The following is a 12,988-nucleotide window of genomic DNA, read 5'->3' as shown; positions in this document are numbered from 1 at the left end:
CCGGCCCGGGAGGGTAGCGGGCGCGAAAAGGCTCCGCCCTGGTTTAAGCGGCCTGGTGCAGTTAACCCGCCCGGGCTACTTTCCTGCCCCGCCCGCTGCCATCAGCTCCAGCCGCTTGAGCGTCTCCCGGTTGCGCAGGGTGATCATGGGGTCGCGCAGCGCCTTGGGGATTTTCCGGCCGGGCCCCCGGATGGCATCCTCAGCGATGGTGACCAGGCACTGGTTGCCTTGGTCCTGCAGGGTGATCAGCACTTTCGCCTCACCCAGCGGCCAGCCGCGCGCCACCAGTTCCAGCGACTTACCCGGCTCGGAAGCCGTCACCCGCGTGCTGTCGTTGATCACCATCGGCCAGGCGCCCACGGAGTGGTGGAGGCGCGATCCGGCCTGCGGCCACGTGTCATCCACTGCACGGATCCGCGAGGCGCCCACCACCCAGCCGGAGTAGAGCCAGCCATCGGCGATGACCCGCCACACATCGGCGGCGGGGGTGTTGAACAGCTGTGACACGGTGGACATGGCGGTCCTTCCTATAGTGGCTGGGCTCTGCTGGCTGCCTGCGGTTTCCGGACGTTCCACGGCGGCCTGTTCGACTCCGGGACGCACGACGGCGGGCGGTGCGGGCTGCTGCGCGGTCTGGTAGGAGCGCTCCCGGAGGCGGCGGGTCCATGGGTAGGCTTGGGCGCCGGGCGGCACGTTTTCGAGCGGGTTGAAGCGCAGGGGCGTATCGGTTGGTTCCGGGGCGGCCTGCAGCCTCAGTTCGCCGCACTGCCGCCACGCACCTGCAGGCTTGGCCCAGTACAGCCCGAGAACCCAGCGCGCGGACACCACCGAGCCGCCCGGCATACTGATGGTCCGCAGCCCGAGCAGCACGGGACCTCTCCGGCCGCGGTAGGGCATCAACGTGGTCAGGGTTGTGGTGGAGATGTTGTATTTGGGCCGGAGCAGGTACCTGGCCGGCAGTTGCCAGCCGGTGGAGGCGAAGAGAACATCCGCCTCGCTGCCGACGGGCACTCCGCCTGAAGCCCCGCCGTCCGACGCTGTCGCCGACGCCCCGGACGGCGTGACGCGAAGGGCCAGGCCCAGGATGTCAGGGAGCTTGGACGGCAAGCCCACCGAACGCGAGAAGCGTGCCTCAATGCTGTCGATGCCTGGGGTGTCGAGCCAGTCCAGGCCGCTCGGCTCGCCGGAGTTCCCGGTCCGGGTCAGTTCTCCGCTGAGGCTAATGCCCTTGGGGTGGATGGGGCGCCCGGGCCGGGCCATCTTGAGGACCCTGAACAGGCCCGCGAAGGCACGGCCTGCCGCCTCCGAAACCCCAGGGGCGGGGTCCGGCGGGGCGGCGCCGCGCTGTATCGGGCGGTCCTGCAGCAAGTCCGTCATGCTTCCTTCCTACCCAGAAAAACCGGAACTACATCCGGCCGAACCGCGACCGGATCAGGGCGAAGATTCCGTAGGCTATGAATCCGGCGCCAATGGCCACCAGCAGGGAGGGGCCGAACGGGTGGTCGCGGAGCGCCTTGAGGCTGCCGTCCAGCCCTGTTGATTCGTTGGCGTCGTGCTTGGCGGCGGCAATCACAAAGAGCAGCCCGGTGAGGCCCAGGGCGGCACCTTTGGCGATGTGGCCGGAAATGCCCAGTCCGTCGATAAGCCGGCCGCGGCGGGTGCCGTCAAAGTGGAAAAGCTCTTCCTTGAAGCCGCGCCGGACACCCTTGAAGACGAAGTAGATGCCTATGCCGATGATGGTCAGGCCCAGTCCCACCAACGCCCACAGGCCCCAGGGAGTGGCCATCAGTGAAGCGCTGAAATCCTTGGTGCTCTCGCCGGAGTCGCCCCGCAGGCCCACGGCGAAACCCGCGAAGCTGAGGCCCACACTGCCGTAGGCGATGGCCAGGAAGCCGGACGAGATCAGCTTGGATATGCGCTCCTTGCGGGGCTGGCGGCGGGCCCGGAGCGTGGCTTCGCTGGCCTGCCACAGAGCCAGGCCGAGACAAGCCGCCACGCACACCCACATCACTACGGGACCCCACGCGTTGGCCGCGAGCTGTTCGATGGCGCCGGTGGGTTCAGCTTCTCCGGGCTGGCCGAACGCCACGGCGATGGCGATGGCCCCGATAATGACATGCAGCAGGGCCATCACGGCGAACCCGGTCCGCGCCAGGACGTCCAGCGCCGGGTGGTTCGAGGCCTCCTCGACGGCATCCGCTGCCTGGCTAAGGGTGGATTCGCTGTCCGACATCTGCTAGCCGTTCATGGGTCCTTCGGCGCGGATCTTCTCCGCGCCGGGCCCCTCGACGTGGACCGTGCAGCGGACCACCAGCTGTCCGGGAGCGTTCTCAAGCTCCACCAGGGAATCGTGTCCGCTCAGCACCGTGAAGACCTCGGAGCCCGGCACCACAGCTACGCCCTTCGCTTTTGCTGTGTCCCGGGCATTGCCGAAAGCCTCACGCTGAAGCCGGTCCACGTAGCTGTCGTCATCTTCACGGGCGGGGTCCCCGAAGGCCCAGCCGAACAAACTGCCTGTAGTTCCCATGCCGAAGATATTACGCGGTCCGCATGTGTAAGACGGGCTTTCGTAACATTAGTAAGTGTGCTTACCATAGGCGGACCATGACCTCGATGGGACACGGCAAGTGAAGTCCACAGGCGCGGCATCTGAAACCAGTTCAACGTTAGGAATGCACATCATGGCAGGAAACCTCATTGCCCGGTCAGTTCACGACCTGACGGCAGCAGCATGGTTCGGTGGATCCCTGATGGGTGCCATCGGCCTGAACGGCGCAGCGGCGGCGGCCAAGGACCCATCCGAGCGCACCCGGCTTTCCAGCGCGGGCTGGATGAAGTGGGCGCCGTTCCAGACGGCGGCGTTCGCCTCGCACCTGGTGGCGGACCTCGCCATCGCCTGGGAAAACAAGGAGCGGATCGCCAAGCAGGACGGCGTGGCCAGGGACACCGCGATCAAAACGGCGGTGACGCTGGCGGGCGCTGCCGTGACGCTGTACTCCGGCATCCTTGGCAAGAAGGTGGAGAAGCTGGCGGACCAGGGTGCCGAGGGTGCCACGGAGCCGCGGCCGGATGCTTCCGATGAACTCAAGGCGGCCCAGCAGCAGCTCAAGATGCTGCAGTGGGCCATCCCCGCGTTCGCCGGCCTCGTGGTCATCCTGGGCGCGAAGCACGGGGAGATGCAGCGGCCCAAGAACGTGTTCGCCGGCCTGCAGCGCTAACCTGCAACCAGAAAAGTAAGCGACGCGGAAAAAGGCTGGCGCACCCGGAATGCCGGGTGCGCCAGCCTTTTTGCGCCTCGAAAACGAACCGGACCGGCGCTGGCTTAGACGGGCTGGCTGTTGGGCGGCGGCAGGTTCGGGTTCATGTCCTCCATGTTCGGATCCTCCGCGGTCCAGACCTGGATGATGGCCCAGGCGACGGCGGCCAGCGGCACGGAGAGCACCGCACCTACGATGCCCGCCAGGATGGTCCCGGCTGTCAGTGCCATCAGGATAACCAGGGCGTGTAGCTGCAGGGACTTGCCCATCACGATGGGCTGCAGGAGGTCGCCCTCGAGCTGGTTGACGGCCACCACCACGGCCACCACGATCAGGGCAACAATGGGCCCGTTTGCCACCAGTGCAACCAGGGCGGCCAGGATTCCCGCGACGGTGGCGCCCACCAGCGGCACAAACGCGCCGATGAACACGATGATGGCCAATGGAAAGGCCAAGGGAACCTGCATGATCAGCAGCGCAGCGCCGATGGCCACGGTGTCCACCAGTGCCACGATGGCGGTGCCGCGCACATACCCGCCCAGCACCTCAAGGGTGCGGCTGCCTACCCGCCGCAGCTTCGCTTCCCGCTGGCCGCTGAAAGGCCGGAGGAAGAAGCTCCAGATTTTCGCGCCGTCCTTGAGGAAGAAAAACAGGATGACCACCATCAGGCTGGCCCCGGCGATGAACTCGGTGACCACGGAGAGGCCTGTGATGGCGCCGGAGCGGACTTGGCTGCTGGCAGCGAACTGTACGATCCCCTCACGGGCCTGGTCCAGCTGCTCCTGTTGGACGGGAACCGGGCCGGTCAGCAGGAACTGCTCCAGCTCGTCCAGGCCGGAGGACGCCTGTGCCGCCAGCTCGCCCCACTGGTTCCGGACGGAAAAGAAGATGACGGTGGAAATGCCGGCGAGCAACGCCAGCAATGCCACGAAGGCAATGCCGGTGGCCACTCCTCCCGGGATGCCGCGGCGCCGGAGCATGTTGACGAAGGGTCCGATCGCCGCTGCCAGGATCAGTGCGATCAGGACCGGGATGACCAGCAGCTTGATCTGCATCAGCGCGTAGACGGACACCACGGCTACGGTGAGGATCAGCAGGACCTGGGCGGAGCGGGCGCCCACCCTGCCCAGCCCGTCAGCCCAGAGCGCACCGGGCTGTTTGGCTTCAAGCTTCTTTCCGGCCACATCCGGGGCTTGCGCGTGGGGGACGCCCTCAGCGGTGTTGCCGTGCTTGTCCGCACCTGCCGGCGGCAGCGGCTGCGGGGTGTCGGTGCCCGGCACCTGTTCTGTCAGGCGTGTTGGTTGCGCCATGGAGACTCCTCAATCATCGGCAGGTGCCCGTGTGCCCTGTGGTGCGCGGATATGCCCGCAGGAGACAACCTTGTGTCAAATAGTAAGCCTACTGACTGATTGGAGAGCGTGAAACCCCGCCGGGCTATGCCGCCAACCACTCCGCGCAGGAGTTGAGGTTCCGGTTGACGGTGGCCACGGCCGCGTCCTCATCGCGCTGCTCGATGGCCTCAAGGAGGAGGTCGTGCCCCTCATGCTGTAGCCCGTCGAACCCCGGCCGGCGGAGCTGCTTGAGCATGTCCTCATGCACCACGGCGCCGAAACTGACGTAGAGCTCATGCAGCAGGGGATTGCCGGAAGCCTGGGCCACCCGCTCATGGAAACCCCAGTCGGCTCGTGCCCAGGCCTCGTAGTCCTCGCTGTTCCAGGCATGGGTGCGGTCGGTAAGGAGGGCACCCAGGGCGGCGACGTCGTCGGCCGTGGCATTGCGCGCCGCCAGCCGGGCCGCCTGGGTGTCCAGGCCGAGCCTGACTTCCAGGATGTGCGCCTCGGTGTGGTCCTGGTACATGCGGCGGGCGGCGCCGGAGATTTCGCTGGTGGCCCGCACGTAGGTGCCGTCGCCGCGGCGGACTTCCAGCATTCCGCTGTGAGCCAGGGCTTTGATGGCTTCGCGGAGGGTGCCGCGCGAGACGCCCAAGCCGGTCATCAGGCCGGTTTCGGAGGGGATGCGCTGGTGGAGCGGCCATTCGCCCGAATGGATCATGGCGCGCAGCTTTGCCGTGACTTCCTCTGCAAGCGGCGGGCGGTGGGAAGGGCTAAGAGCCACGGCGTCCTACTTCCCCTCGATGGCGGCGGAACGGGTGGATCCGGCAGAGCCGACGGCGGCAACCCCGGCCCCGCCCGCCGCGCCGCGGGTCATCGCCTTGCCCGTGATCAGGTGCGCCACCACGATCTGGACCAGTGCAAGGGCCAGGAGCAGGGCAAGGGGCAGGATCCAGCCGCCGGTGGCGCTGTGCAGCAGGCCCATGCCGAAAGGGCCCGCGGTGGCGAGCAGATATCCACTGGACTGGGCCAGCGTGGACAGGGCCGTGGTTTCGGCTGTACTTGCTCCACTGCGGCTGATCATCACCATCACCAGGGGGAAGATGCCCAGCCCGAACCCCAGCAGCACGGCAGGAACAACCGCCAGCGCCACCGGCAGCACCAGGAGCAGCACCAGCCCCACGGCCATGGTGATGCTCACCAGGTAGAACGCCGGGCGCAGCATGCCGGGACGGGAGCCAAGGGCAATCAGCAGCATGCCGGCAGGAACGGACACCAGCTGCATCAGCCCGAACATCAGCCCGCTGTCCGAGGCGTCCATGCCCATGGTGGTGAGCATGTAGGGGAACCAGCTCAGGAGGGCATAGGCCAGCAGGGCCTGAAGCGTGAAGATGGCGGTCAGCAGCTGCCCTCTCCGGGTCCGCAGCAGGGGCCAGGGGGACACAGGCCGAGTGGTGGTCCGGGTGCGGTTGCGGTGTGCGTGCAGGGCCACCGGGAGGAAGCCCAGGAAAGCGGCCACAGCGGTGAAGCCGATGGCGCCCACAGCGGCAGACGGCGATCCGAGGGCCTGCGCCAGCGGAACCACGGCGACGGCGGTGACCGTGGCGCCGGTGGTCATCGTCACCGTATAAACGGCAGTCATCAGGGACGTCCGCTGCGCGAAGTGCTCACGGATGAAGGACGGCACGGCCACATTGCAGATTGCCAGTCCGGACATCCCCACTATGCTGCCCAGCACCAGCATGCCGGTGGCGGGGATACCGCGGAGCAGGAGCCCGCCGGCCAGCATGGCAAGGGAGAGCAGGATGGCCTTCTCCACGCCCAGCTTGCCCGTGAGCCAGGACGTGCCCGCGCCCGCGACGGCAAAGCACAGCGTAGGGATCGATGGGATGATCGCAGCCACCAGCGCCCCATAACCAAGAACCAGCTGCAAATCGTGCAGCAGGGCCGACGCTCCGGTAATTCCTGCCCGCAGGTTGAGCCCGATCAGCACCAGGGCGATCACACCGAACACGACGGCGGAGCGCGGTTTAGGCGGTGCGCTTGCCGGCGTGCCTGCGGCGGCGGGCGCCGGCGCCGCCGCGGCCACATTGCCGGGAGCGGACGCAGCGGCAGCCGGGGCGGACGCGCGGACGGCGGGGGAAGGTGCTTTGTAAGGTGCGACAGGAGTGGGGGCGGGGGAGGAAGGGGCGGGCATCTTTCAAGGCTAAAGGTTAGACGTTTGATGTTTCCAGTTTTGTGGGGAACCTCTCCCGGCTCATTCCACCGGGCAATAGACTGCCAGCGGGGGCAGGACGCCGATACGGTCCGCCCAGGCAGGGATCAAGGCGGAAGGACGGCTGTGGTGGCTTCCCAGGGAATCGAGATCGAGAAGAAGTTCGACGTCGGGGACGACGCCGCAGTGCCGGCGCTGGAAGAACTGCCCGGCGTGGTCCGCGTTGGAAGTCCCCATACTGCCGTCCTTGAGGCTGTCTATTTCGATACCAGCGAGCACATTCTCGCTTCCCGCCGGATCACCCTGCGCCGCCGGACCGGAGGAACCGACGCCGGATGGCACCTGAAGCTGCCTCCGGCAACATCCGCGGGGGCAGCAGCGCAGCAGCGCCGCGAGGTGCACGCGCCCCTGGGCCGGCCCGACGCCGTCCCGGACAGCCTGTTGGCGCACGTGCAGGCATATCTGCGCGGAACCGCCGTGTTGCCTGTGGTCCGGCTGGAGACCCGGCGGACCACACACGCACTGTACGGCGAGGACGGAGTCCATCTGGCCGACCTGGCGGACGACCATGTGGAAGCCAGCCGCTTGGGCCAGGAGGACACGGCGGGTCAACCGGAAAGGTGGCGCGAGTGGGAACTTGAACTCGTCGACGGCGGACCGGAGCTTTTTGCCCCTGCCGGAGAACTCCTCTCGACGGCCGGTGCACGGCCTGCCGCCCATGCCAGCAAGCTGGCCCGCGCCCTCGGCAGCGGCGGGGGCGGCGCCGCAGTGGAGGAGCAGGAAAGCACAACGCCGCTCCTTGCCGGGAAGAAGGCTCCGGCGGCCGCCGTGGTCACCGTCTATGTGACGGAGCAATTGCGCCAACTCCTTGGCCAGGACGCTGCGGTGAGGCTCGAGGAGCCCGAGGGCATCCACAACATGAGGTCCGCCCTGCGCCGGCTCCGCTCAGTGCTGGGCGCGTACCGGAAGCTTTACCGCGCGGTACCCGTCCGGCGCCTGCGCGATGAGCTCGACTGGCTGGGCGGGATCCTGGGGGATCCCCGGGACTCGGAGGTGGTGCTGGACAGGTTGCGGCGGGATCTTGACGCGCTCCCGCCGGGGGCGGGCAAGGACGCCGTCCGGGAGCAGGTGGAGCGAAAGGTCGGGCCCGCGTTCGACGCCGGTTACCGCCGCGTCCAGGAGGCGTTGCAGTCCGAGCGCTATTTCCGCTTGCTGGACAATCTTGAAGACTTCCGTGACCACCCGCCGGTGCGCGCCGAGGCCGTGGCACCGGGCCGCAGGCTCGCGGCGAAGGCCGTGGATAAAGCCGTCCGCCGGCTCCGGCGTTCCCACAAGGCGGCCCGCGAGGCCAGGCGCGGCAATGACCACGAAAACGCACTCCACCAGGTGCGCAAGGACGCCAAGTGGTTGCGCCATGTGGCTGAGTCGGCGGCACTGGTAACGGCAAAACGTGCAGGCAAAGTCGCCAAGGCCGCCCACAAGCAGCAGAAAATCCTCGGCGATTTCCACGACGCACTGGTCGTCCGGAACCTGCTGCAGGACCTCGAATCCGGCCCCGGCGTGGCAGAATCCACCGCCGAAGCCCTGGCGGCCCTCCAGATGCGCCAGGCGGAACACATGGATGCTGCTGCGGCCAAGTACCGCAAGGCCCGGAAGAAGTCCCGCAGCCTGCTGCGCCGCGGGGTCATGTAGCGCGTGCGGATCTACTTCCCCTGCCGGGCGGACAGCCGGGCCACCGCAAGTGCAAGCCAGAGCTGCACGCGGTCGGTGGTGACCGCGGGGTCGTAGCCCGTCAGTTCCGTGATTTGCGCAAGCCGGTAGCGGACAGTGTTCCGGTGCAGGGTGAGTTCCTCGGCGACGGCGGCAACGGAACCGTTGTTGTTCAGGTAGCTTTCCAGCGTGGTCATCAGCTCGGCACCGTGGGCGGCGTCGAACGTCCGCAGCGGATTCAGCGATTCGTGCGCCATATCCGCCAGCGGCACGTCCTCGCTGGCCAGGAGCAGCGACGTCAGGCTCAGCCGCTCCGGCTCGTTGACGGGCAGCCCGTGGCCGGCCGCATCCCGCGCCTCGAAGTAGCTCCAGCGCAGACCGTTCGGCTTCGTGTAGGCGCCGCCGATGCCGATCGTGGCATGGATGCCCGCCTCAGCCAGGTGGTCACTCAACTTCCGCGCCAGTGCCGGCGCCGCTCCGCCGTCGTCATTCATCACCAGCACCAGATCCTTTCCCACCACCGCGGCAACGCACTTTTCCAGTTCCCGCGGCACCGAGGTACTCACCAAGGCCTTGTGATGGGCGGCCGAAACGGCCAGCAGCACCACGTTCTTGCGGGTGCTGTTGATGCCCACCCCGGCCAGGCGGCGCTGCGCCTCGCTGGTTTCGAGGGATCCGTGGATCACGTCCTCCAGCACCTGCCCGCACAGGGCGCGCTCGGCCTGGCGCTGCTTGACCATGTTGTTCAGCTCAACGCTGATCAGGTTCTGGGCGTACCCGACGATCCCGGAGTCCTCAAAGGGCTTGCGGACCCACAGGGTGCAGGCGTCGCGCCGGCCGGTGGGGATGGGGTAGGAGGCCCAGGTGTCCGCCTGCGGATTGTCCTTGCTGCTGTTGTACAGCTGGGCCGTGAACTGGGTCAGCGCGATTTCCGTCCGCAGCATGCCGCCCAGGTGTTTCAGCAGCTCCGCCAGGCCGCCGCCCGTGAGGAGCGCCCGCGCCAGGACCTGGTGCCCGGCGATCAGCCGTTCCAGCTTGGAATAGTGGTCCGCCGACTGGGCGTCCGCCACGAGCTTGCCGATGGCGATGAACGGCGTCTCGTAAGGCACCTCCACCACGGGAAGTCCCCAGCGGTTGGCCTCGGCAAGCAGCGCCGGCGGCACTGCCTCATGCGAGAGCCCCACGCCGAAACCGATGCCCACGGCGCCCGCCCGCTGCACCTGGCGGACAAAACGCCGCTGCTCGGGCGCCGACTTCAGCCGCAGGCCGGTGGTGAGGATGAGTTCGCCGCCGTTGATGAAGCGCTGCGGGTCCTCCAGTTCGGTCACTGCCACCCAGTTGATGTCCTGGTGCCAGGTGGTCTCGGCGACCCCCACTTTGGACAGGTTCAGGGATTTGACAGCCAGGAGGGCGGCAAGGGAAATGGCCATGAACCAAGGATAAACGGGCGCTAGTCAACCGCACTAAAAAGCAGCAGGAAGGGTGTGCAGGTGGCTATTCACCGCGCTGGGGTGCTGGCATAGGCTCAAGGCAGTCAGATCCATCTGTTCGACGCCGATGGCCCCCAGGAAAGAGGTTGCACACCGTGGTCCAAACCTTGCAGAACTTCATCAACGGTTCCTTCGTCACGCCCGCCGGTACCGGCACGCTGGACATCGTGAACCCCACCAACGGTGAAGTAGTGGCCCACTCACCCATCTCCAACCAGGCAGATGTGGACGCGGCCATGGCCGCAGCAAAGGAAGCCTTCAAGAGCTGGAAGCACGTCACGCCGGGCCAGCGCCAGCTGATGCTGCTGAAGCTCGCCGACGCCATCGAGGCCAACAGCGACGAACTGGTGGAGGCGCAGCACCGCAACACGGGCCAGGTGCGCTCGCTGATTGCCTCTGAGGAAGTTGCCGCCGGCGCGGACCAGCTGCGCTTCTTCGCAGGAGCCGCCCGCATCCTTGAGGGCAAGTCCGCCGGTGAGTACTTCGAGGGCCACACCTCCTACGTCCGCCGGGAACCCATCGGCGTGGTGGCCCAGGTGGCCCCCTGGAACTACCCGTTCCTGATGGCCATCTGGAAGATCGGCCCGGCGCTGGCAGCGGGCAACACCGTTGTCCTGAAGCCCTCGGACACCACCCCCGAATCCACCCTGGTTCTTGCCCGCCTCGCCGGCGACATCCTGCCCGCCGGCGTCCTGAACGTTGTGCTGGGCACCGGCCAGACCGGCGCGATGATGGTGGACCACAAAGTTCCCGGACTGGTGTCCATCACCGGTTCGGTCCGGGCCGGCATCGCCGTGGCCTCCGGTGCCGCTAAGAGCCTCAAGCGCGCCCACCTGGAGCTCGGCGGCAAGGCCCCGGCGATTGTGTTCAAGGACGCCGACATCAAGAAGAGCGCAGCGGCCATTGCCGAGTTTGCCTTCTTCAACGCCGGCCAGGACTGCACCGCCATCACCCGCGTGCTGGTGGAGGAATCCGTCCACGACGACGTTGTGGCCGCGATGGTGGAGCACACCAAAACCCTGCACACCGGCTCGCAGAACGACGAAGACAACTACTTCGGCCCGCTGAACAATGTGAACCACTTCAAGCAGGTTTCCTCGGTGGTGGAGAACCTTCCCGCGCACTGCCGGATCGAAACCGGCGGGCACCGGGCGGGGGAGAAGGGCTTCTTCTTTGAACCCACCATCGTCACCGGCGCCAAACAGACGGACAGCATCGTCCAGCAGGAAACGTTCGGCCCCGTGATTACCGTGCAGAAGTTCAGCACCGAGGCAGAAGCGGTGGAACTGGCCAACGACGTGGACTACGCCCTGGCCTCCAGTGTGTGGACCTCCAACCACGGCACCGCCATGCGCCTCAGCCGCGACCTGGACTTCGGCGCCGTCTGGATCAACACCCACATCCTGCTCACCGCCGAAATGCCCCATGGCGGCTTCAAGCAGTCCGGCTACGGCAAGGACCTCTCCATGTACGGCGTCGAGGACTACACGCGCATCAAGCACGTGATGTCCGCACTCGACGCCTGACATTCTCCCGGTTTTCAAGAAAGGCACCACCCAATGACCACCACCGCATCAGACATCACCTTCCGGCTGGAGCAGAAGCGCCGCGTGCAGGCCGACTTCCCGGGCCCCAAGTCCCTGGCCCTTGCTGAACGGCGCAAGTCCGTCGTCGCAGCCGGCGTCGCCTCGGGCGTCCCGGTCTACGTTGCAGACGCCGACGGCGGCATCATCCACGACGTGGACGGCAACTCCTTCATCGACCTCGGCTCGGGCATCGCGGTGACCAGCGTGGGCGCGTCCGATCCCGCCGTCGTCGGCGCCGTGAAGGAAGCCGTGGAGCACTTCACCCACACGTGCTTCATGGTGACCCCGTACGAGGGCTACGTGGCCGTAGCGGAGCAGCTGAACCGGCTCACCCCCGGCGACCACGAAAAGCGCACCGTGCTGTTCAACTCCGGTGCCGAGGCCGTGGAAAACGCCGTCAAGGTGGCCCGCCTCGCCACCGGGCGCGACGCCGTCGTCGCTTTCGACCATGCCTACCACGGCCGCACCAACCTCACCATGGCGCTGACCGCCAAGGCCATGCCGTACAAGACCAACTTCGGCCCGTTCGCGCCCGAGGTGTACCGCATGCCCATGAGCTACCCGTACCGCGAGGAAAAACCCTCAATCACGGGGGCCGAGGCGGCCAAGCGCGCCATCACCATGATCGAGAAGCAGATCGGCGGAGACCAGGTTGCCGCGATCATCATCGAACCCATCCAGGGCGAGGGCGGCTTCATCGTTCCGGCCGAGGGCTTCCTGCCTGCCCTGGCCGAGTGGGCCAAGGAAAAGGGCATCGTCTTCATCGCCGACGAAGTCCAGTCGGGCTTCTGCCGCACGGGCGAATGGTTCGCCGTCAACCATGAGGGCGTGGTCCCGGACATCATGACCATGGCCAAGGGCATCGCCGGCGGCATGCCGCTGTCCGCCATTACCGGCCGCGCCGACCTGCTCGACGCCGTCCACCCGGGCGGCCTGGGCGGCACCTACGGCGGCAACCCGGTGGCGTGCGCCGCCGCGCTGGCTTCCATCGGCTCCATGGAGGAGTACGACCTCAACGGCCGCGCCCGCCACATCGAATCCCTCGCCACCACCCGGCTGCGCGAACTGCAGACGGAACTGGCCGACGCCGGAACTGCCGTGATCGGCGACGTCCGTGGCCGGGGCGCCATGCTGGCGATCGAACTGGTCCAGGCCGGTTCGAAGGAACCGAACCCGGAGCTGACCAAGGCGGTTGCCGCGGCCTGCCTGAAGGAAGGCGTCATCATCCTCACCTGCGGCACCTACGGCAACGTCATCCGTCTCCTGCCGCCCCTGGTGATCACCGATGAACTGTTGAACGACGGCCTTGAGGTCCTGGCCTCGGCCATCAAGGCCAACGCGTAACACCGCATAGAGTTAGCGTCCCCTCGCAACGGCGCGAACAAAACCTGGGCCCCGG

The 12,988-nt window shown here is 67.2% G+C and carries 11 protein-coding genes; 4 read left to right on the top strand and 7 right to left on the bottom strand.

Features of this window, described 5'->3' with window-relative positions:
* Window positions 1–75: 75 nt before the first annotated feature.
* From AC5RVY_RS01945 to AC5RVY_RS01935, 3 genes are read right to left on the bottom strand one after another with little or no spacing between them, the layout of a single operon-like run.
* Window positions 76–1,377 (bottom strand): SRPBCC family protein, encoded by a 1,302-nt coding sequence (locus tag AC5RVY_RS01945; RefSeq protein WP_493953010.1) that lies wholly within the window; start codon window positions 1,375–1,377, stop codon window positions 76–78.
* Window positions 1,378–1,405: 28 nt separating this feature from the next.
* Window positions 1,406–2,233 carry a DUF1206 domain-containing protein gene (locus tag AC5RVY_RS01940; protein ID WP_493953009.1) on the bottom strand — a complete coding sequence of 276 codons (828 nt, stop codon included), beginning with the start codon at window positions 2,231–2,233 and terminating at the stop codon, window positions 1,406–1,408.
* 3 nt (window positions 2,234–2,236) lie between these two features.
* On the bottom strand, window positions 2,237–2,527 hold the full coding sequence (locus AC5RVY_RS01935; RefSeq protein WP_493953008.1) for a hypothetical protein: 291 nt from the start codon (window positions 2,525–2,527) through the stop codon (window positions 2,237–2,239).
* 154 nt (window positions 2,528–2,681) lie between these two features.
* Here AC5RVY_RS01935 and AC5RVY_RS01930 point away from each other — a divergent pair, with 154 nt between their 5' ends.
* Window positions 2,682–3,218, top strand: coding sequence for a hypothetical protein (locus AC5RVY_RS01930; RefSeq protein ID WP_493953007.1), 537 nt, complete (start codon window positions 2,682–2,684; stop codon window positions 3,216–3,218).
* Window positions 3,219–3,322: 104 nt separating this feature from the next.
* Here the strand turns inward: AC5RVY_RS01930 and AC5RVY_RS01925 are convergent, their stop codons facing one another.
* From AC5RVY_RS01925 to AC5RVY_RS01915, 3 genes are all read right to left on the bottom strand, one after another.
* Window positions 3,323–4,567 carry an AI-2E family transporter gene (locus AC5RVY_RS01925; protein ID WP_493953006.1) on the bottom strand — a complete coding sequence of 415 codons (1,245 nt, stop codon included), beginning with the start codon at window positions 4,565–4,567 and terminating at the stop codon, window positions 3,323–3,325.
* A gap of 124 nt (window positions 4,568–4,691) precedes the next feature.
* Window positions 4,692–5,372: a FadR/GntR family transcriptional regulator gene (locus tag AC5RVY_RS01920; RefSeq protein ID WP_493953005.1), complete on the bottom strand. Its 681-nt coding sequence runs from the start codon at window positions 5,370–5,372 to the stop codon at window positions 4,692–4,694.
* Window positions 5,373–5,378: 6 nt separating this feature from the next.
* Window positions 5,379–6,785, bottom strand: coding sequence for an MFS transporter (locus AC5RVY_RS01915; protein WP_493953004.1), 1,407 nt, complete (start codon window positions 6,783–6,785; stop codon window positions 5,379–5,381).
* Between the two features lie 147 nt (window positions 6,786–6,932).
* Here AC5RVY_RS01915 and AC5RVY_RS01910 point away from each other — a divergent pair, with 147 nt between their 5' ends.
* Window positions 6,933–8,495: a CYTH and CHAD domain-containing protein gene (locus AC5RVY_RS01910; protein WP_493953003.1), complete on the top strand. Its 1,563-nt coding sequence runs from the start codon at window positions 6,933–6,935 to the stop codon at window positions 8,493–8,495.
* Between the two features lie 11 nt (window positions 8,496–8,506).
* Here the strand turns inward: AC5RVY_RS01910 and AC5RVY_RS01905 are convergent, their stop codons facing one another.
* The gene (locus AC5RVY_RS01905) at window positions 8,507–9,943 is read right to left on the bottom strand and encodes a PucR family transcriptional regulator (protein WP_493953002.1); all 1,437 of its coding nucleotides are present in this window, start codon (window positions 9,941–9,943) and stop codon (window positions 8,507–8,509) included.
* Window positions 9,944–10,098: 155 nt separating this feature from the next.
* Here AC5RVY_RS01905 and AC5RVY_RS01900 point away from each other — a divergent pair, with 155 nt between their 5' ends.
* Both AC5RVY_RS01900 and gabT read left to right on the top strand, forming a co-directional pair.
* Window positions 10,099–11,529, top strand: coding sequence for a gamma-aminobutyraldehyde dehydrogenase (locus tag AC5RVY_RS01900; protein WP_493953001.1), 1,431 nt, complete (start codon window positions 10,099–10,101; stop codon window positions 11,527–11,529).
* Between the two features lie 33 nt (window positions 11,530–11,562).
* On the top strand, window positions 11,563–12,933 hold the full coding sequence (gene gabT, locus AC5RVY_RS01895; protein ID WP_493953000.1) for a 4-aminobutyrate--2-oxoglutarate transaminase: 1,371 nt from the start codon (window positions 11,563–11,565) through the stop codon (window positions 12,931–12,933).
* The last annotated feature ends 55 nt before the right edge of the window (window positions 12,934–12,988 follow it).

The sequence above is a fragment of the Arthrobacter sp. Ha26 genome, assembly GCF_059091705.1.
Note: the sequence above shows the minus strand (reverse complement) of the source record. Positions and strands in the feature narration are given on the sequence as shown.